Source organism: Streptomyces sp. NPDC091287, assembly GCF_044768525.1.
In the GTDB taxonomy this organism is placed as follows: domain Bacteria; phylum Actinomycetota; class Actinomycetes; order Streptomycetales; family Streptomycetaceae; genus Streptomyces.
In genome coordinates this window covers 164,866-184,584 of record NZ_JBIVUV010000018.1, presented here as the reverse complement: position 1 = coordinate 184,584, position 19,719 = coordinate 164,866, and the positions used below count along the sequence as shown (strand labels likewise).

General features: G+C 73.1%; 11 protein-coding genes. 5 read left to right on the top strand and 6 right to left on the bottom strand.

From position 1 onward, the window contains the following. Positions 1–74: 74 nt before the first annotated feature. The 3 genes from ACIQRW_RS28650 to ACIQRW_RS28640 are packed head-to-tail and all read right to left on the bottom strand — an operon-like array spanning position 75 to position 8,965. Positions 75–6,158: an SDR family oxidoreductase gene (locus tag ACIQRW_RS28650; protein ID WP_403765375.1), complete on the bottom strand. Its 6,084-nt coding sequence runs from the start codon at positions 6,156–6,158 to the stop codon at positions 75–77. Positions 6,159–6,214: 56 nt separating this feature from the next. Further along, entirely contained in the window at positions 6,215–7,798 is a 1,584-nt protein-coding gene (locus ACIQRW_RS28645) for a PfaD family polyunsaturated fatty acid/polyketide biosynthesis protein (protein WP_403765373.1), read from the bottom strand. Positions 7,799–7,831: 33 nt separating this feature from the next. Then, positions 7,832–8,965 (bottom strand): SDR family oxidoreductase, encoded by a 1,134-nt coding sequence (locus ACIQRW_RS28640; protein ID WP_403765371.1) that lies wholly within the window; start codon positions 8,963–8,965, stop codon positions 7,832–7,834. A gap of 856 nt (positions 8,966–9,821) precedes the next feature. Between ACIQRW_RS28640 and ACIQRW_RS28635 the strand changes: the two genes are divergently transcribed. Further along, positions 9,822–11,171 carry a wax ester/triacylglycerol synthase domain-containing protein gene (locus ACIQRW_RS28635; protein ID WP_403765369.1) on the top strand — a complete coding sequence of 450 codons (1,350 nt, stop codon included), beginning with the start codon at positions 9,822–9,824 and terminating at the stop codon, positions 11,169–11,171. A 48-nt stretch (positions 11,172–11,219) separates the two neighbouring features. Here ACIQRW_RS28635 and ACIQRW_RS28630 read toward each other — a convergent pair whose 3' ends face one another. Then, complete coding sequence (locus ACIQRW_RS28630; protein ID WP_403765367.1) at positions 11,220–12,581, bottom strand: NAD(P)-binding domain-containing protein; 1,362 nt, start codon at positions 12,579–12,581, stop codon at positions 11,220–11,222. Positions 12,582–12,864: 283 nt separating this feature from the next. Between ACIQRW_RS28630 and ACIQRW_RS28625 the strand changes: the two genes are divergently transcribed. The 3 genes from ACIQRW_RS28625 to ACIQRW_RS28615 all read left to right on the top strand — a co-directional run bounded on the left by ACIQRW_RS28625 (position 12,865) and on the right by ACIQRW_RS28615 (position 14,973). After that, positions 12,865–13,479, top strand: a complete 615-nt coding sequence (locus ACIQRW_RS28625; RefSeq protein ID WP_403765365.1) for an ABC transporter ATP-binding protein — start codon at positions 12,865–12,867, stop codon at positions 13,477–13,479. Continuing rightward, a complete protein-coding gene (locus tag ACIQRW_RS28620) occupies positions 13,476–14,375 on the top strand; it encodes an ABC transporter permease (RefSeq protein ID WP_403765363.1) in 900 nt (299 codons plus the stop codon). Before ACIQRW_RS28625 ends, ACIQRW_RS28620 begins: the two co-directional genes overlap by 4 nt. 73 nt (positions 14,376–14,448) lie before the next feature. Continuing rightward, on the top strand, positions 14,449–14,973 hold the full coding sequence (locus ACIQRW_RS28615) for a hypothetical protein (RefSeq protein WP_403765361.1): 525 nt from the start codon (positions 14,449–14,451) through the stop codon (positions 14,971–14,973). A 199-nt stretch (positions 14,974–15,172) separates the two neighbouring features. Here the strand turns inward: ACIQRW_RS28615 and katG are convergent, their stop codons facing one another. Then, the gene (gene katG / locus ACIQRW_RS28610) at positions 15,173–17,428 is read right to left on the bottom strand and encodes a catalase/peroxidase HPI (RefSeq protein WP_403765359.1); all 2,256 of its coding nucleotides are present in this window, start codon (positions 17,426–17,428) and stop codon (positions 15,173–15,175) included. A gap of 379 nt (positions 17,429–17,807) precedes the next feature. On the opposite strand from katG, the gene ACIQRW_RS28605 reads away from it, so the two are divergent. After that, complete coding sequence (locus tag ACIQRW_RS28605) at positions 17,808–18,218, top strand: Fur family transcriptional regulator (protein ID WP_403765357.1); 411 nt, start codon at positions 17,808–17,810, stop codon at positions 18,216–18,218. Positions 18,219–18,420: 202 nt separating this feature from the next. Here ACIQRW_RS28605 and ACIQRW_RS28600 read toward each other — a convergent pair whose 3' ends face one another. Beyond that, the gene (locus ACIQRW_RS28600; RefSeq protein WP_403765355.1) at positions 18,421–19,641 is read right to left on the bottom strand and encodes a metallophosphoesterase; all 1,221 of its coding nucleotides are present in this window, start codon (positions 19,639–19,641) and stop codon (positions 18,421–18,423) included. Positions 19,642–19,719 lie beyond the last annotated feature (78 nt).

The following is a 19,719-nucleotide window of genomic DNA, read 5'->3' as shown; positions in this document are numbered from 1 at the left end:
GCGGGGTCGGGCGAGGCGAGGTGCGGAGGGGGTGGAGGGGTGAGGAGAGGGTGGAGGGGTGCGGAGGGACGGGGTCAGGAGGGGCGGAGGACGAGCTCGACACCGATCAGCTCCACCAGGACGGACCCGCCGGCGTCGATCAGTGCCGCGTCGCAGCGCGCCCCGGTGTCGTGCGCCTTCCCTCCCCGCACCACACAGCGCACGGCGCCGTCCACCGGGCCGCGCCGGTGCACCCTGCACTCGGCGACGGCCATCGGCAACGTCGCCGCCCCGAGTACCTTCTCGCCCCAGAGCACGGCGAGTTGGAGCGCACCGTCCACGGCCGCCGGATCGAGCGGCCCGTGCTTGTCCGCCCAGCCCAGGGCCCGCAGGCCCGCGACGGCCGCCTCCGCCCCGTGCTCCGACAGGCCGCGCACCATGCGCAGGGCGTGGAACCGGGGGCCGTGGAAGAGGGCCTCCCCGTCGTAGGGCGTGGCCCGGTCGAGAGGCTTCAGGCCGTCCGGGGTGTCCCACGCGGTCGCGTCGGGCTCCCCGGCCCCGGTGTCCAGCACGGCCCGGAAGTGCGCCAGGCCGTCCTCGCCCCGGAGCTCCGCGTCCAGACCCGACGGTGAACCTGGCGCGCCGCGGCTGCCGAGCACGGTGAGCCGGTGGCCCGGGCCGGACAGCTCCGGCAGGGCGTACTTCTTGTACACCCGCAGATCACGCAGGACGAGCCGCCCGGCAGCCGGCAGCCAGGCCGTGGCCGCGCCCGCGAACCAGTTCAGTACCAGGGCCACGGGCAGCACCGGAACACCGGCGGGCGCGTGGTCGGCCAGCTGCGGCAGGGTGTCCGAGCGGACCAGCACCTGTGCGCGCCGCAGCCCGCCCGCCGGGGCCAGGGCGGCCGGATCGTCTCCCGCCGCCAGGACCACGCGGGCCTCACCGGCGACACCGTCCACCTCGGCCGTGAAGGCCGCGGCCCCCTGGGCCAGGGGGATGAGCGGAACCCCGGACCTGCCGAAGTGCGCGGCCAGCGCCGGGGTGACCATGCCGCCCTGCCAGGGCCCCCAGGCCACACACCGCACCAGGCAGCCGGGCCGACGGGCCTGCTCGGCCGACGCGACCTGGTGGAGGACCTCATTGGCCATCGCGTAGTCGCTCTGCCCCGCATTGCCGAACACCGCGGCCACCGACGAGAACAGGAGCATCGTGTCCAGCGGATCGTCCGCGGTCGCCGCCAGCAGCGCCCGCAGACCGTCCACCTTCGTGGCCATGACCAACTCGGCCTGCTCGTCGGTCTTGTCGACGATCCGCTTGTCGGCCAGCACCCCCGCACCGTGGACGATGCCGGTGACCGGCCCCCACGTCTCGCGCACGGTGCGCAGAGCGGCCGCGAGCGCGTCACCGTCGCGGACGTCCACCCGGACGTACCGGGCGGGTGATCCGGTGGCCTCCAACTCCGCCAGTGTCGCCCGCACTTCGCGCGCGGCGAGAATCTCCCGGGCCCGCTCCGCGAGCCGGGCGGGCGAGGAGTCCGCCGCGTCCGGGGCACGCTCCGCGAGCAGCCGCGTGAGCGCCGGTCCGTCGGTGGCCGACACCAGCCCGGCCGGCTCGGCGGCGAGCTCCGTCCTCCCGAGCAGCACGATCCGCGGACGGTGGGTCCTGGCCAGGTCGAGCAGGGCCGCCGCGGTCACCCCGCGGGCCCCTCCGGTGGCCACGATCACGGAAGCGCCGGAGATCCGCCGGGTGCCGGCGGGCGTGACCGGCTCGGGCGCCATCCGCAGGAGGGCGCGTGTGCCGTCCGCGCGGAGACCCACCTCCAGGTCGGCCCCGCCTTCGAGCAGCTCCCCGACGATCGCTTCGGCGACCTCCTCGTCGTCCCGGCCGCCCCGCTCGCAGTCGACGACCTTGACCGAGGAGTCCGGCCACTCCTTCGCCGCGGTCCTGGCCAGACCGGCGACCCCGCCCAGCCAGGCCCGGCCGGGCGCTCGACCTCCGAGCCCGAAGTCGCCCCCGGTGTCCTGGACGGTCACGAACAGCCCGCCGCCCCCGGCCGCCCGTGGCGACACCGAGCGTGCCGCGCGGAGCGCCGACCGGTGGACCTCCCGCGCCTCTTCGGGCGTACCGCCCGCGGTCAGTCCGCCGAGGTGGACGACACCGCGGGCGTCCTCGGGTACGTCCGCCACCGCGGTGGCGGCCACACCGCGTTCCGTCAGCTTCCGGGCCACCAGGCCGACGATCGAGCACCCCTCCGGGCCCTCGCCGGTCACCGAGACGGGCCCGTCCAGCAGTCCCGCCGTGGTCAGCCCGGACGCGGGCGACTCCACCAGACGCGGTACCAGCCGCGTCAGCGGCGTACCCTCACCCGCCCTGTCGTCCGGGGCGTCCGGGGCGTCCGGGGCGGACAGGGCCGACGCCTCGCGGACGACCGGGGTCCCGGCCGCCACGGAGTGCTGCCCGGTCCGGGCAGCCGGCTCCGGGGGCCCGGGAGGACGGGGGCCGCCGGTGAGCGTCTCGACGATCTCGCGCAGCGTACGGAGCTTGCCGAGCTGCCCGGGGTCCCCCGTCGCCACGTCGCCCACCTGCCGGCGCACCGCCGACAGGATCTCGACGCGCTTGATGGAGTCGACGCCCAGATCGGCCTCCAGCTCCATGTCCATGTTCAGCATGGCGGTGGGATAGCCGGTGAGGCGGGCCACCACCGACAGGAGCAACTCCTCCAGCTCCGACGGCGACAGGGACACCGCGTCGTTGACGGGAGCGTCGTCCACGGGAGCGGCAGTCGTCTCCGGCGCAGCGGCAGCCGTCTCCGGCGGGAAAGGCACCGCCGGGGCCGCTGCGGCTGCGGGGTGGGTGGGTGTGACAGGAGCGGGCGTCGGCGCCGAGGCCGGGACAACGGTCACGACCGGAGCCGACGGCGTCACGGGCGGCGCCGGCACGTGCCGCGGTGACGAGGAGCGGGGGAGCGGCAGTGGAGTCGCGGGAACCGAAACGTCCACGTCCACGGCCGGGTTCGGCGCGCCGAGCATCGCGGCCAGGGTCGTCTCCGTCATCCGTAGAAAGGCCAGATGACTGTCCGTCAGGAGGCGCTGGCAGACCGCGTGGGTCTCCGCCGTCTGCCGTTGGACGCTCTCGACGGCGGCGAACCAGTCGCCACCGACGATGGGCCCGACTCCGGCGGTCTCAGCGGCGTCGGCCTCGTACGCCGAAGGCTGCTGGGCGTGGGACGGGGAAGGGATGTGCGCGGGCATGGGGACCGCCGAGGTGTGGGACGCGGACGTGGACGTGGGTACGGGTACGGGGGCGGGCTGCGGTCGGTGCCGGGGCTCAGGTGCCGGAGCGGGCGACAGCTCGGCGGACGTGGCGCGGGTCGGCGGCGACTGACCGTAGTTCGCTCCGCTGATCTTCACCGTCATGCGGGGCTCGCGCTCCTTCGCTGGGGTTCCGGGCGGGGCGTACGGTGCCCAGAGCGTGTCGAGATCGAGGGGGACGCCACGTACGGCGAGTTCGCCGAGCGCGGCGTGCAGGGTGTCGGCACCGGGCCGGGCCTGCCGGTCCAGGGGGACCGCCGCGTGCTCGCGGTCGCCGAGGACCTGGTGGACGAGCCCGGTCAGCGTGGCGCCCGCGCCGATCTCGACGAAGGTGCGAACCCCCGCCGCGTACATCGCCTCGATCTGGTCCTGGAAGAGCACCGGGGAGGCGAGATGACCGGCGATCCGGCGGCGCACCTCATCGGGGGACGCGGGGTACGGCGCCGCGTCCGCGTTGCCGTAGACCTCGATCCGGGGCTCCGCGAGCGGCACCGTGCGCAGGTACGCGGCGAGCGGCTCGACGGCCGGGGCGACCAGCGGGCAGTGGAAGGCGGTCGACGTAGCCAGCCGACGCGTGCCGACCCCCTCCTCCGAGAACACCTTCTCGGCACGTGCGACCGCCTCCACCGAACCCGAGAGCACCACTTGGCACGGGGAGTTGAGGTTGGCCGGCCAGAGGTCGCCGAACCCGCCATCGGCCAGAACCCCGGCCACGCGCGTACGGTCCGCGGCCACCGCCAGCATCGCGCCCGGGGCGTCCGCCGCGTCCCGCATCAACTCCCCGCGGCGACGGGCCAGACCCACCAGCGACTCCGCGTCCAGCGCGCCCGCGCACGTCAGCGCCACCAGTTCACCGAAGCTGTGGCCCGCCACGCAGTCCGGCCGCAGCCCCAGCCCCCGCACCACCTCCAGCAGCGCCAGCGCGTGCACCGCCAGCGCGGGCTGCGCCCACTCGGTGGCGTCCAGCAGGGCCCGCCGGGCGGCGCGTTCCCCGTCGGTGAAAGCGGGCGGCGGGAACACGACCCGGTGCAGGGGCCGCCCGTCGAAGCGGGTGCCGCCCAGCCGGTCCCATACGGCCTGGGCGGCCGGCGCCAGCATCGCGAGACCGGCTCCCATCCCGACGTACTGGGACCCCTGTCCCGGGAACAGGAAACCGATACGGCCGGGCGCGGCCTCCCCGTACGCGTACCGGACCCCGGTGGGCGTCGAGAACGCCGCGTCGGGGCGCCGCCGGATCAGCGCGAGCGCCTGCGCGTACTTCTCCCGCAGGTCCGCGGCGTCGGTGGCGACGACAGCCAGCCGCACCCGGGCGGAGGGCGAGAAGGCGGCCTGGCTCTCCCGTGCCAGCGCGGCCAGCGGACGATCGTCGTCCGTCCGGGGCGCCGTCAGGTCCGACGGGGAGTCGCCACCGAACAGGACGAGCTCGCTCGGCGCCGTGCGGTGGCGCAGGGCCGGGCGCCCCGGGCCGGCCGAGGGCGCGTACTCCTCCAGCGTGACGTGGAAGTTGCTGCCTCCGAAACCGAAACTCGACACCGCCGCCCGCCGCGGATGGCCGGCCGGCCGGACCCACGGGCGGGTCTCGGTGTTGACGTAGAACGGGCCGTCCGGGTCGGCGGCCGCCGGGTTCGGCCGCTCCACCTTGACCGTCGGCGGCAGCACTTGGTGGTGCAGGGCCATGACCGCCTTGAGCAGCCCCGCCGCGCCCGCGGCGCACTTGGTGTGGCCGATCTGCGACTTGACCGAACCGATCGCGCACCACTGCCCGTCCGGGCGCCCCGTAGCGCCGAACACCGCACCCAGCGCCGCCAGTTCGACGGTGTCTCCGGCCTTCGTGCCGGTCCCGTGCGCCTCGACCAGCTCCACGGTCTCCGGCCCGTAGCCGGCCCCCTCGTAGGCGCGTCGCAGGGCTCGCTCCTGGCCTTCGGGCAGCGGGGCGTAGATCGCCGTGCTCCTGCCGTCGGACGAGGTGCCGATACCCCGGATCACCGCGTGGATCCGGTCGCCGTCACGCTCGGCGTCGGAGAGCCGCTTCAGCGCGTACATGACGACCGCTTCGCCGAGCATGGTGCCGTCCGCCGCGGCCGAGAACGGCCGGCAGTCGCCAGTGGGCGACAGCGCGGGCGTCTTGGAGAAGCACAGGAACATGCCGATGTCGTTCCCGGTGTCCACACCACCGCTGATCACCAGATCGGCCCGGCCCAGGGACAGTTCACCCACGGCCGTCGACAGAGCCGCGAGCGAGCTGGCACAGGCGGCGTCGGTGGTGTGGTTGATGCCGTGCAGATCGAACCGGTTGGCGATCCGGCCCGCGACGACGTTGCCGAGCAGGCCGGGGAAGGTCGATTCGCGCCACGGCTCGAAGCGGGCCGCGATGCGGTCGCACACGGCTCGCGCCTCGGTCTCGCCGAGTCCGCTCTCCCGCAGCCCCGCGAGCCATGCGGGGCGGTGGGCGCGCCCGTACATGTGCGGAAGGAGTTCGAGGGCCGCCGCGCCGAGGACGACGCCGGTCCGGTCGCGGTCCACCCCGGCCGGACCGCCGGCATCCGTCAGCACCTGGTCGGCGACCATCAGGGCGAGCAGTTGGGAGGTGTCCGTCGCCGGCAGATTGGCGGGCGGCACCCCGTAGGCCATCGGATCGAAGTCCACCTCGGGAAGGAACGCGCCCCGGCGGGCGTACGTCTTGTCGGGGGCTGCCGGATCCGGGTCGTAGTGGTCCTCCACGCGCCAGCGGGTGGCGGGCACCTCGGTGATCAGGTCGCGGCCACCTGTCACGATCCGCCAGTAGCCTGCCGCGTCCGTGGCGCCCGGCACCAGGGCACCCACGCCGACCACGGCGATGGGGACTTGGCGGGGGACGGGACCGGGCACGTTCTCTCCTCGGGGCCGTACGGTCGGCGCCGACGCCCCGGTGGCGCCGAGGCCGCTCACGCCAGCTCGCACGGCGCGTAGGTGAACGCCTCGGCCGGCAAGGGAACGCCGTACGTGCGCAGTTGATGGGCGCGCGTGAGCACGGCGGCCCCTTCCAGCAGATTGAGTCCGATCCGCACCACGGACCGGTGCGCCGGATCGGCCAGGAACGAGCCGGCCACCCACCGGTTGAACGCGCCCATCGCCGGCCCGCACCAGATCTGGAAGTCGGCCCGCCGCGACTCCTCCCCGGTGATCGCCCACCGGCTGGAACTCCCCAGATACCAGCGGAAGACCAGGGCCATACGGTGCTTCGGGTCGGCCTCCGCGCGGGTGATCTCCGCGGGATCCCGCTGCTCCCAGAACGCGCGAGTGTGCCGCCAGATCTCGTCGAACGGGGCGCGCAGCACGTCGCGTTCGATGGTGGCGCGCAGCGCGGACGGGATCTCCTCCAGCGATCCGTGGGCCCGGTACGCCGCATGCAGCCGAGCCGCCCGCTGGGCGAACATCGTTCCCCGGGAGAGCACTTGGAGCTTCACACCCAGCTCGAACATGTCGGCCGCCGGCGCCATGGCCACATCGGAGACGTCCGCGTCGCACAGCATCGCCTTGGCCGCGTCGGACAGGCCCGCCTCGACGGCCGTCTGGTTCACCGACCCGACGACCACATAGGAGGCGCCGAGGGCGAAGGCGGCGGCCACCGCGTCCGGTGTGCCGAGACCGCCAGCCGCGCCGAGCCGGACCGCCCGACGGTAACCGAACCGCCGGCACAGCGCGTCACGCAGCGCGGCGATCCTCGGCAGCAGCACCGACAACGGCCGGTTGTCGGTGTGCCCGCCGCTGTCCGCCTCCACGGTGATGTCCTCGGCCACCGGCACCAGGGCCGCCAGAGATGCCTCCTGGCGGGTCAGCTTCCCCTGGGCGACGAGGGAGTCCAGCAGCGCGGGCGGCGCGGGGGAGAGGAACCTCTCGGCCACCTCGGGCCGGGAGACCTTCGCCAGCAGGTGCGTGCGCCGGACGACGGCACCGTCCGGGCCCCGCCGCAGCCCGTGCGCCGAGCACAGAACGACCGCCGGGGTCAGCTCCATGAACGCCGACGACGAGATCCGGGGAACACCGCGACGCAGCAGCAGCTCGGCGACGCGGAACTCCAGCGCCGGTTCGGCCGGTGAGTGGATGAGATTGACGCCCCAGTTCGATCGGGCCCCCAGCTCCTGCGCCAGTGTGTGCACGGCCCGCTCCACATCGGGGTAGGCCAGACCACCCGCGCCGAAGAAGCCGATCATCTCCGCCCGGGCCATCGCGGAGACCATCCGGGTGGTCGCGATGCCGTTCGCCATCTCCCCCGCGACATAGGGGAAACGGACGCCGTGCGCCTCGCAGAACGTACGGCCGCCGAGCCATTCGGGGTACAGCGGCGGCAGCGTGCCGAGCACCGGACCGGCGGGCGCGGCGCCGGTCGCGATCCCCAGCTCCCGGCCGTCCGGCCCGCTGACGACGTGTACGGGTTCCCGGATCTGCCGGACACGGGCCGTGATCCCCTCGGGCGAGAAGACCGGCAAGGAGGCGGCAGGGGGGCCGAGATCGGTGAGGACGGACACGGGAAGGCTCCAACGGGGTGGGTCGGCTGCTGGTCAGGCGTACCGGGCGGACGGGAGAGGGGCCGGGGGGACGCCCGGTGACAGGGGCAGGGCCTCGCCCCGGGGGGCCAGCCCGGACCACAGGTAGTCGAGGCCCACCGGGGCGGAGGCCGCCGACGGCCCGAGCCGGGTTCTGACCCGGGTGTCGTCGAACCGTCGCCGATGGGCGAGGTAGGCCGTCATGCCCGGGTAGAAGTCGAGCAGCGCCTCCAACGCCGACGGGTCGTCCGGCTTGGCGGCGACCAGGTCGATCGAGAGCGGGAGTAGCCGTTCCAGGAGCTCCACGACCGTGGGTACGGGCACATCGCGGTCGTGGACGACGTGGTACGTGTCGACCCCGCCCGACGGCGTCAACCCGGCCAGCCGCACCATGACGTCGGCAGCGTGCTCCACCTGCAAGAGGTTCAGCCGGCCGTGCGGATGCCCCACTGTCCGGACGCGGAGCCGATCACCCGACCCGGCCGCGCCCAGCGCGTCACGCAGAATGCGCTCGACGACCTCCAGCGGGTGCGAGGGCAGCTCGGCGTGCGGCGGCCGGTCGGTGACCAGGATGCTCGGCCGCAGGACCAGGGCCGGGCGGTCGTGCTCCCGGGACCAGGCGTGAACCAGCAGCTCCGCCTCGTACTTGGACTGCTCATAGGCGTTCTCGAAGCCGTCGGGGGCGTCCAGCTCGTCCTCGTACGCCACTCCGGTGCGCCGTCCACCGGCCACGAACGCGGTGCTCACATGGCGGATCACGGGTGCCCCGCGACCGGCGGCCGCCAGTTCCAGTACGTGCCGGGTCCCTTCGACGTTGGTCCGTCGCAGCTCGGGAAGGTCACCTTCCAGATTGATGCTGCCCGCGCTGTGCCAGATCGCGCCGAGGCCGTCGGCCAGCCTCTGGAACGTCCGTGCGGACAGGCCCAGCCGCGGCAGCGCCAGGTCGGTCTCCACCACCCGCAACCGGCCGGGGAGCCGGTCGACGAAGGCCTCCGGCGAGCCTGTCAGTTCGAAGAACCGGGCGATGCGGTGCAGAGCGTTCCCCGACCCGGCATGGGCCAGGACGGTCACCGACGGGTGCGTGGCGAGCAGGCGACGCAGCAGACGCAGTCCGAGGAATCCGGTGGCGCCGGTGAGTGCGACGTGCACGAGCGTGGCTCCAAGGGCGGTGAGAGGGGCGGTCCCTGACCGGGTGCGGAGGGCGGAGACGGAGTAGCGCCGTTGCGGCGACCGGGTGCGGGGGGAGGCGGGATGTCACCGGCCGTCCCGCATCGCGGATCGTGACGACGATCGCACCGCGCCCGGTCGGCCGATCCGGTGCGGCCGGTGCTCGCCGGCTCTCCGGCGCCCCGTCCGACGGGGGGTCTCGGGCCCTCGCAGCCCGGTGATCTCCGGCGCACGGCACACAATGGCAGACGGCGAACGGGACAGGCGCCTCGATTCCTCCCGCTCACCCGAACGAAGTACGTCGCAGCACGGTCGGTGCGCTTGTGCACGGCTCGGGGCGCGGAACACCGCCGGCCGAGGGGTTCGGCCTGCGGGCGGCCTGAGACGGCCGGAGCCCCACGGTGGTGATCGGAGCCGCATCCCTCTTTCGCGTCCCCCTTTCGAGCGAACTCGCCGCCAGGGACCCGGATCGCTCCCTCAACGGATCGCCATGCCGACGGCGGCTGCGGGTGCGGGTGCGTAGGGCCGTGGACCCGTCGGGGGAGGGGAACCGGGAGCAGCGGGGGTCCAGGAGCGGATACGGTCGGCGGCCGCGGAGCGGACCGGAATCCGGCTGCCGACGCAGGGGCGGCGGGTGGACGCCGCACGGACCATCCCCGGCGGTGGTCATCCTGATGGCCGACCGGTCCGGACAGCGCGCTGCGGCCGGACCTGGCGGGCCGCCCGGCGCCGGTGGCCTCCGCCCGTCCGCCCGTCTGCGTCCCTCCGCCCCTCCGCTCCTCCGCCCCTCCCGTTGTCAACGTGATCGCCTCCGGCCCGAATTGGAGCACCGAAGCCCATGCCCGATCCCGTACAGCCCACCCTGCCCGCCCCGTCCGACCGCTCCGCCCGGCCCGATCGGCCGATTCCCTCGCCCCGCCACTCCACCCACGCGGTCGACCGCGCGTTCCTCAAGCTGGAGCGCCGTCGGCCCGACGTCCGCTGGGACGCGGGCGGTGTCGCGTATCTCAGTGGTCCGCCCCCGGCCCTGGCGGACCTTCGCGCGTACGTGGGATACCGCCTCGGCGAACTGCCCCTGCTCACCAGCCGGGTGGAGGGAGGCCGACGGTCCCGGTGGCAACCGGACGCGGACTTCGCCGTCGACCGGCATGTGCACGAGGTGGTCGCCGACGGACCCGGCGCCGGGGACTCCGCCCTGCACACCGCGCTCAACGCCCCGTTCGCCCCCGGCTGCTACTGGGGGGTCTGGCTGATCCACGGCCACGAACCCGACGCGTACGCCGTCTGCTACCGCTTTCACCACGCCTGCCAGGACGGTTCGGCCGCCGCCATGACCTTCCGGGCCATGCTGGGTGAGGGGGAGCCGTCGGCGCGCCCGGTACCGGGCCGGAACCGTCCGTCCGGGGTGCCCCGGCGGGTCGGCGCGGCCGTCGGGCTGGCCACGAGGTTCGTGGCCGGCTCCCTGGCCGTTCGCGGTCACCGCCCGGACGCGGCCTTCGCCCCTTCCGGGGAGCGGCGGCTGTGGCGGGGCCGGGCGCCGGTGGACACCCTCCGCCGGATCGGCGCCGGGCGGGGCGGCTCGGCCCACGATGTGCATCTGGCGGCGCTCTCCGGGGCGTTGTCGGTCTGGTCGGCCCGCGCCGGGGTGACGCTTCCCCGGGTGACGGCCGTACTGCCCGTCGACGCACGACGTGCCGACGAGGAACAGACGTGGGGAAACCGCTGCTTCGCCCTGCCGCTCGAACTGCCCGTGCGGACCGTCCCGGAACACCCGGACGGTTCCCGTGACGGTGAGGAGCCCCTGCGTCGACTGGATCAGGTCATGGCGACGACCCGGAAGCTGCGGGGCGAGACCTGGCGGCAGGCCATTCAGGACCTGGTCCGCTTCATGCCGGACGGCCCCACCGAGTGGTACCTGCGCAGGATGCTCTCGCCACGCGTCACCAACGTCATGGCCACCTCGATGCCGCTCGCCGACAAGGGGAGCCTGGGGGAGACGCAGGTGACGGGGACCGCCCTGCTGCCCCTGCTCGTGCCGGGTCATCTCTTCGCCGTGGGGCTGTCGTTCTTCGGCGACTGGGCGGAGGTGTCCTTCGTCGCCGACCGCGCCCTCCCGCTGGGGGAGCTGCTGCCGGAGCTGTGGGAGCAGGCCGTGGGCGAGCTGGAGGAGAGCTCGACGCCCGTGTGAGCCGGCCGGGAGCTCTCCCGTACCGACCGCACGGAGTGGGCCGGCGGATCACACGGCGTCGGGCACGGGCGTGGGAGAGCCGGCCCCGGGCCGGGGCGGGAGCACCCCGCGGGCCCGGCGCCTGCCTGCCCGGAGCTCCCGCCGGAGGGCTCGCCGGTAGGAGCGGATGTCGATCTCGATCCCGTGACGGTAGGTGGGCGCGTAGGCCTTGTCGTGCTGTCGCCACGCGCGGGCGATCGCCCGTGTCATCTCCGCCGGCGCCGGCAGGCGGACCGCTCCCTCGATCAGGTCGGCGACCCATTCGGCCTGCGGTTCGAGCAACGGGAAAGCGGCGCCGGCGGGTTGGGCGAGTCCCATGAAGTAGAGCCCGGGGAGCCGGGGCGGCACCGTGCGCAGATAGAGCTCGGTACGGCCGCCCGGGGCGGCGAAGACGGAGGGGTCCAGAAAGGGGAAGGAGATGGTGTACCCGGTGGCGTACACCACGGCGTCCACGCTCTCGCGGCTGCCGTCCGCGAAGGACGCCGTGTCCCGGCCGAAGGAGCTGACGCCGGGCTTGGGGGTGACCGCGCCCCGGGCCAGCTGGACGAGGAGTTCGTCCGAAGTGGAGGGGTGGGCGGCGAGGGGCCCACGGACCGGTTCGGGAAGCCCGTAATGAGCGGGGGCGCCCCGGGTCAGTCGCAGGAGAAGCGTCATCGCCGGGTCCTTGAGGAACCGCGGCAGGCCGGCCAGCGGGCTCCCCGCCAAGTGGTCGGCCGGCCGGCCGAGCAGCATCTTGGGGAACACGTGCGCCGCGTCGCGCGCGGAGAGGAACGTCCGCGCCGCCGTACGGGAGATCTCCGCCGCGATCTCGCACGCGGAGTTGCCCATGCCGATCACGAGCACCTGCCGGCCGGCGTACGGCTCGGGGGAGCGGTAGTCGTGCGAGTGGAGAGCGGGGCCCTCGAAGTCCCCGGCTCCCGGTACGGCAGGGTCCGGCAACCGCGGGTCCCAGTGGTGCCCGTTGGCCACCACCACCTCGGTGTAGCACTGGGTCCGCGCCTCCGCGTCGCCACGGTGCCGACGGACGACCTCCCAGCAGCCGTCCTTGAGAGGCCGTACGGAGGTGACCTCCGTGCCGAACCCGATGTGCCGGTGCAGACCGAACGAAGCGGCGTACTGCTCCAGGTAGGCGAGGACCTTGCTGTGGTGCGGGAAGACCGGGTACGTCTCCGGCATCGCCAGCGAGGAGAACGACATGCTCTCCTTGGAGATGTTCGCGTGCAGTGACGCGTACACCCCCGACATACCGTTGTCGTTGCCGTAGCGCCAGAGTCCGCCGATGCCCGAACCCGCCTCGAAGCAGTCGAACGGAAGGCCGCGCGAGGCAAGGACCTTGCTCGCCGCCAGGCCGGACGGGCCCGCTCCGATCACGCACGTTCTCCGCATGGCCGACCGGCCTTTCCTCGTAGGTACGTGACGACGGCTCCAGGCCCGTGACGCCGGCGCTCCGAGCCCGGTCACGCTATGGGCTGCCGCCGCGCCGGGAGCGGTTTCCGGCGGTAGTCCCGTCGCACGCGTGACGGGTCGTGCACCGGGTTGACGCCGGGCGAACGGGCGTGTCTCCGGCGCCGTTTCCGCCGCGTGGCCGGCTCGTTGGGCACGAGCGGATCGGTTCCGCGATCGCAGGAAAGACCTGGTACGACGGAGCGAGACGATGGACGTCCACGATGTGCACCACTCCTACCGGCAGTACGCCGTTCTCCGGGGAGTCGACCTTCGGCTGCGGCCCGGCACCCTCGCCGGGATCGTCGGGGAGAACGGCGCGGGCAAGACGACGCTGCTGAAGATCCTCTCCGGTGAGCTCGGGCCGGACCGCGGATCGGTGCGGCACCACGGCAGGTTCGGCTACTGCCCGCAGTCCGTGGTTCTGGACGACTCCTTCACCGTCCGCCAGCATCTCGACCTCTTCAAGGCCGCGTTCGGCCTCGCCGACCTGCGGCGGGCCGAGGAGGTGATGGAGACCCTGGCCTTCACCGAGTACCTCGACCGACGTGCGGGCCTGCTCAGTGGTGGCTCGCGACAGAAGCTGAACCTGACCCTGGCGCTCATGCACGACCCGGACGTGCTCCTGCTGGACGAGCCCTACCAGGGCTTCGACTGGGAGACGTACCTGCGCTTCTGGGAGCTGGCGACGAGGCTGCGCGACGCCGGGCGTTCGGTGCTGGTCGTCTCGCACCTGGCGTACGACATCGACCGGCTGGATCTGCTCTGGCGTCTGGAGAACGGGCGCCTCCACCGCCAGGAGCGGCCTACGGGGGCGGCGGCATGAGGCGGCACTGGTTCCTGTTCGCCACGGCGTCCAGGTACGCGTTGATCGGGCACGCCCGCAACCGGTTCGCGATGCTGCTGGTGGTCGTGTACATCCCCGTGTGGATCGCCCTCGCCTATGTGACCATTCCCGATCAGCCGGCCCCGTTCCGGCTCCGGGCCACCGGCGAGATCCTGTCCCCGCCCGGCAACCACCTCACCCAGATCACCGGTGCGCTGAACGCGGTCACCCTGATCGCCGGGTTCATGATGTTCGCGGCCACCTTCACGGGAGGCGCTTTCGACCGGCGCCTGGCGATGGCGGGCTACCCTCGCTATCACCTCGTCCTCGCCAAGCTGTCCGCGCTCACGCTGGTCTGCGTCGCCGTCGCGGCGTACGCCACGGTCGTCGTCGGATCCGCCTGGCTGCCGCGACAGCCCCTCCTCCTCGCCGCCGCCCTGTTCTGCGCGGCTCTGACCTACGGCGCGCTGGGCGTGGTCTTCGGATCGGTGCTCCGCCGAGAGGTCGAGGGCATGTTCGCCATCCTGATGATCAGCATCCTCGACGTCGCCCTGCAGAACCCCCTCTCCAGCTCCGGTTCCGACAGTGCCGTCGTGCGCTTCCTCCCGACGTACGGAGCCGTCCAGGCGAGCATGTCCGCGGCCTTCTCCGACGCGTCGGCCGTCCGGGGGCTCGTGATCCAGTGCCTCTGGCTCGTCGGCGCCGCCTCGGCCGGTTTCCTGGTCTTCCGCCGACGGACCAGGAACGCGCTCTCACCGGGACGTGGGAGGTGGCTTCCGTCCCCTCGCGGCCGCGGCCGCGGGACGGCCGACGGCCCCCTCGTCGCACGGACGGCCGACGACCCTGTGTGCCACCGTCCGCCCCACCGAAAGGCCCGTGACCTGCGAAGGCGGTGATCGTTCTGTAGCCGTCGGGCGCTGATGCGGCGCCCGGACCGTCACTCTCTCTCGTACGAGGAGCACTGCCCCCATGACTCTTTCGCGTACCGTCCAGCGCACCGTCCTCACCGCGGCACTCCTGTCCGTCTCCGCGCTGGCCGCCCCCTCCACCGCCCAGGCGGCGGCCCCGCTGCCTCCCGCGTGTCAGGAGGCGCTGCTCGAAACCCTCGACAAGTTCCCCGTCGTGGACTTCACGGTCCCCGACAAGGCCAAGGACACGATGCTGGGCGAGGTGCTGGGACTGAGCGAGGCCGACCAGGCGGTGTTCACCGAAGCGGCGTGCGCGGCTTGGAACACCTGGGCGACCCAGAACGGCCAGGCCGTCGCGACGGACCTGGACACCCGCTACCGGAACGCCGCCGGACCCGTGTGCAACAAGTTCGCCAGGTCCTCGCTGGCGACGATCAAGAAGCACGCTCCGAACGTGCCCGCGGCCACCCGTGACATGGAGAAGGTGGCCAAGAAGGTCTGGAGCAGCTCCATGGAGAAGCTGGCCGCGGATGCCACCAACGCCGATTGCCGTACGGCTTACAACGCGGTGAAGGCCGGCTGGTAGCAGGAAAGCGACCTGGCGCGTCGCCGACAGGGCGGATCCGACGCCGGGAGCAATGAGTTCTGCGTCCTCGGCCGGGACCGAGGCGAAGAAGCCCGGCCCCCGCGCGGCGGTGCCGCACTGCGCACCACCGCTCGGGGGCCGGGCCGGAGGGACCGTCGTCGGGGCCGCGCCGAGCGGGCGGCGGGCCCCGACCGCGCGGTCAGACCAGGTCGAAGCGGTCGAGGTCCATGACCTTGCTCCAGGCGGCGACGAAGTCCGTCACGAACTTCTGCCGCGCGTCGTCGCTCGCGTAGACCTCGGCGAGGGCACGGAGTTCGGAGTTGGAGCCGAAGACCAGGTCCGCGCGGGTACCGGTCCACTTGACCCGGCCGGTCGCGTCGCGGGCCTCGAACTCGTCCTGCGCCGCCGACGTCGATTTCCAGGTGATGCCCAGGTCGAGCAGGTTCACGAAGAAGTCGTTGGTCAGCGTGCCCGGGCGGTCGGTGAGGACGCCGTGCTTCGAGCCGCCGGAATTGGCGCCCAGCACCCGCAGACCGCCGACCAGGACCGTGGTCTCCGGGGCGCTCAGCGTCAGCAGGTTGGCCCGGTCCAGGAGCAGGTACTCGGCGGGCAGGCGGCTGCCCTTGCCCGTGTAGTTGCGGAAGCCGTCGTACACGGGCTCCAGCGCGGCGAAGGACTCGACGTCCGTCTGGTCCTGCGTGGCGTCGACCCGGCCCCCGGTGAACGGCACCTCCACCTCGACGCCGGCGTCCTTGGCCGCCTGCTCGACGGCCGCGTTGCCCGCGAGGACGATCAGGTCGGCCAGCGAGACCTGCTTGCCGCCCTTGGCGTTGAAGGACTCCTGGATGCTTTCCAGAGCCCGCAGGACCCGAGCCAGCTCGTCCGGGTCGTTGGCCTCCCAGCCGCGCTGCGGCTCCAGACGGACCCGGGCGCCGTTGGCGCCGCCACGCTTGTCGCTGCCGCGGAAGGACGCGGCGGACGCCCAGGCGGCCGAGACGAGTTGACCCACCGTCAGGTCCGTGGCGAGCACCTGCTCCTTGAGCGCGGCGATCTCCGCGGAGTCCAGCGGCTCAGCGGTGCGCGCGGGCAGCGGGTCCTGCCACAGCAGCACCTCGGAAGGCACCTCGGCGCCCAGGTAGCGCTGGATCGGGCCCATGTCGCGGTGCGTCAGCTTGTACCAGGCGCGCGCGAAGGCGTCCGCGAACTGGTCCGGGTTCTCGTGGAAGCGGCGCGAGATCTCCTCGTAGGCCGGGTCGAAGCGCAGCGACAGGTCGGTGGTGAGCATCTGCGGCTTGTGCTTCTTCGACGTGTCGTGCGCGTCCGGGATGGTCGCCTCCGCGTCCTTGGCGACCCACTGCTTCGCACCGGCCGGGGACTCGGTCAGCTCGTACTCGTAGGCGAAGAGGTTGTGGAAGAACTCGTTGCCCCAGGTGGTCGGGGTGCTGGTCCAGGTCACCTCCAGCCCACTGGTGATGGCGTCCCCGCCCTTGCCCGTCCCGTACGAGCTGCGCCAGCCCAGGCCCTGCTCCTCCATCGAGGCGCCCTCGGGGTCCGCGCCGACGCTCTCGGCCGGACCCGCTCCGTGCGTCTTGCCGAAGGTGTGGCCACCGGCGATGAGGGCGACGGTCTCCTCGTCGTTCATCGCCATCCGGCGGAAGGTCTCGCGGATGTCGCGGGCGGCGGCGACCGGGTCCGGGTTGCCGTTGGGGCCCTCGGGGTTGACGTAGATCAGGCCCATCTGGACCGCGCCGAGCGGGCTCTCCAGCTCACGGTCGCCGGTGTAGCGCTCGTCGTCGAGCCAGGTGGTCTCCGGGCCCCAGTAGACGTCCTCCTCCGACTCCCAGACGTCCTCGCGTCCGCCGGCGAAGCCGAAGGTCTTCAGGCCCATGGTCTCCAGGGCGACGTTGCCGGTGAGGATCAGCAGGTCGGCCCAGGACAGCGCCTGGCCGTACTTCTTCTTGACCGGCCACAGCAGACGGCGGGCCTTGTCCAGGTTGCCGTTGTCCGGCCAGCTGTTCAGCGGGGCGAAGCGCTGCTGACCGGCGCCCGCGCCACCGCGGCCGTCGCTGATGCGATACGTGCCGGCGCTGTGCCAGGCCATCCGGATCATCAGCGGCCCGTAGTTGCCGAAGTCGGCCGGCCACCAGTCCTGTGACGTGGTGAGCACCTCGGCGATGTCCCGCTTCACCGTGGGCAGGTCGAGCCCCTGGAACGCGGCCGCGTAGTCGAAGTCCGCACCGAGCGGGTTCGCCACGGCGGGGTTCTTGGCGAGGATCTTCAGATTGAGGCGGTCCGGCCACCACTGGCGGTTCCCGCCGCCCTGCGTGGGGTGCGGCGCGCGGCCGTGGGCCACGGGGCAGCCGCCCGCCTGTGCCTCGGGCACCTCGGGGACGGCCGTCTCGGGCGAATCCGGGGTGACGGGATCAAAGACATGCGACTCGTGGTTCTCGGTCATGGCAATCCTTCCGGACCCGGTGGGTCGTGGGGCGCTGAACGGGGGAGGAGGATTCGGTCCGTGCAGAAGGGGCACGAGGTATGCCGGGTCCCGCCGCGTCCGCCCGAAGGCCTCACGGACGGGACCGGACGGTCCCGGGCGGTGCGACGAGGACGGCGCTCGGTCGGCGCCGCGCGGTCGACCGACGGTGTCCCACCGCGTTTCTCTGCTGCCGTACCGGAGTCTTCCTGTCTCTTGGATGTCGCCGGGATCGATCCTACGATGGACTTCGTCCAAGTCAAGAAGTGCGCTAAAACGATAATGGCCGGGGCGCGACGTCGTCGGATCCGTGGATCCGTCCGGGGTCGCGCGTCCCCCGCGAAGCGGAGCAGGTGACGAGATGAGCGACCTCCTTCAACGGCTACGGGGCCGTGGCTGGCGGTTGACCTCGCAGCGGCGTGTTGTCGCGGAGGTCCTCGACGGCGACCATGTGCACCTGACGGCCGAAGAGGTACATCTGCGGGCCGCCGCGAGGCTGCCCGAGATCTCCCGCGCGACCGTCTACAACACGCTGGGGGAGCTCGTCACGCTCGGCGAGGTGCTGGAGGTCTCCACCGTTGGCCGGGCCAAGCGCTACGACCCGAACGCGCGCCGCCCCCATCAGCACCTGGTGTGCTCCGGCTGCGGCACGGTCCGCGACGTCCACCCGGTCGGGGACGCCCTCGGCGACCTGCCCGAGGCCGAGCGGTTCGGGTTCGCCGTCGGCTCGGTGGAGATCACCTACCGAGGCCTGTGCCCGGCCTGTTCCTGACCGCCCGGCGCCGGTTCCAGGAGGTCTAGGGCGTGTTTCGAAAGTAGCGCCGTCCGCCCGGAGGGCGGGCTCGGCGGCGTCTGGTGCGTGCGATCGCAAGGCGGAGGGTCGCCCCGATACTGGATGTATCGGGGTGATCCCGACAACGCGGCGAGCGTGCGTGCCAGGCGTCGCCGAGCAGGCGGGACTTTCGAAACACGCCCTAGGAGGAGGCGGACGGCTGCGGGGAGCGGAGCACGAGCAGGGTGATCTCGCTGGGGGCGAAGACGCGGAAGGGCGGGCCCCAGAAGCCGGTGCCGCGGCTGGTGTAGAGGAGGGTGTGAGCGCCGTGGCGGCTGAGGCCGGCGACGGCCGGCTGGTCGAGGCGGACCAGGTAGTGGAAGGGCCAGATCTGGCCGCCGTGGGTGTGGCCGGAGAGCTGGAGGTCGATGCCGTGGGCTGCCGCGCGGTCGATGAACTTGGGCTGGTGGGCGAGGAGGAGCACGGGGAGGTCGGGGTCGGCGCCGTGCAGGGCTCCGGCGAGGTGGGCGCGGTGGCCCGCCAGTCCGGAGGACTCGGCGGTGACGTCGTCGACGCCGGCGACCACGAGCGTGTCACCGCCGCGTTCGAGCAGCAGATGGCGATTGCGCAGCGGCTCCCAGCCCAGCTCGTCCATCAGGTCGACCCAGCCCTGGGCCTCGCTGTAGTACTCGTGGTTGCCGGTGACATAGACACGGGCCCGAGTCGCCTGCACGGTGCCCAGCGGAGCGGCCTGCGCGCGACGGCGTTCGGCCGTGCCGTCCGCGATGTCGCCGGTGTGGCAGACCAGGTCGGCCTCCAGGGTGTTCACCGTCTCGCAGACCCGCGCCGACCAGCGGGCCCGGTCGAGCGGACCGTAGTGGGTGTCGGTGATCAGGGCGACCCGGGTTCCGTCCAACCCGGCGCCCAGGCGCGGGAGTCGCACGTCGAGGCGGCGCACCCGCGGCACGCGCCGGGCCTCGGCGTACCCCCAGGCGAGCAGCACGGCGGCGACGCCGAGGACGGCCCAGGTGACGATGCGCGCCCGGTCCTGCCCGTCACCCACACCGGCCACGGTCAGGGCGGGCCGCAGCAGGACGCCGAGCAGTACGGACCAGGTGAACAGGACCCAGATGCCGCCCAGCAGCGTGTCACCGACGATCGCCGCCCGGTCCCGCTGGCGCCGGCCGTGGCCCCGCACCATCGCGAGCGGCATACCGGCCAGGCCGAGGACGAACAGCGCGGTGCCGGTCAGGGCGACCGGGAGCGGCCACCGCTGGCCGGTGTGCAGAAGAACCCAGCACGGCACGGCCCACAGTAGGAGGGGGGCGATCAGAGGGACGTAGCGCATCAGACGCTGCAGTCGGCTCCGCTGCGCCTCTTGCGCTTCACTGGCGGCGGATCGGGTGTCGCTTGTCTCGGTCACGCTTCCCCTCCCGAGGTTCCGGCCGGAGCCTCTTGGCCGGCCCATTGTGCGCCGTCTCGGAAAGGCGCCGCCCTTCAG

What these genes read in the sequence shown, in the direction of transcription:
- ACIQRW_RS28635 (WP_403765369.1), top strand. Translation starts at nt 9,822, where the DNA reads ATGCCCGATCCCGTACAGCCCACCCTGCCCGCCCCGTCCGACCGCTCC.
- ACIQRW_RS28625 (WP_403765365.1), top strand. Translation starts at nt 12,865, where the DNA reads ATGGACGTCCACGATGTGCACCACTCCTACCGGCAGTACGCCGTTCTC.
- ACIQRW_RS28620 (WP_403765363.1), top strand. Translation starts at nt 13,476, where the DNA reads ATGAGGCGGCACTGGTTCCTGTTCGCCACGGCGTCCAGGTACGCGTTG.
- ACIQRW_RS28615 (WP_403765361.1), top strand. Translation starts at nt 14,449, where the DNA reads ATGACTCTTTCGCGTACCGTCCAGCGCACCGTCCTCACCGCGGCACTC.
- katG (WP_403765359.1), bottom strand. Translation starts at nt 17,428, where the DNA reads ATGACCGAGAACCACGAGTCGCATGTCTTTGATCCCGTCACCCCGGAT.
- ACIQRW_RS28605 (WP_403765357.1), top strand. Translation starts at nt 17,808, where the DNA reads ATGAGCGACCTCCTTCAACGGCTACGGGGCCGTGGCTGGCGGTTGACC.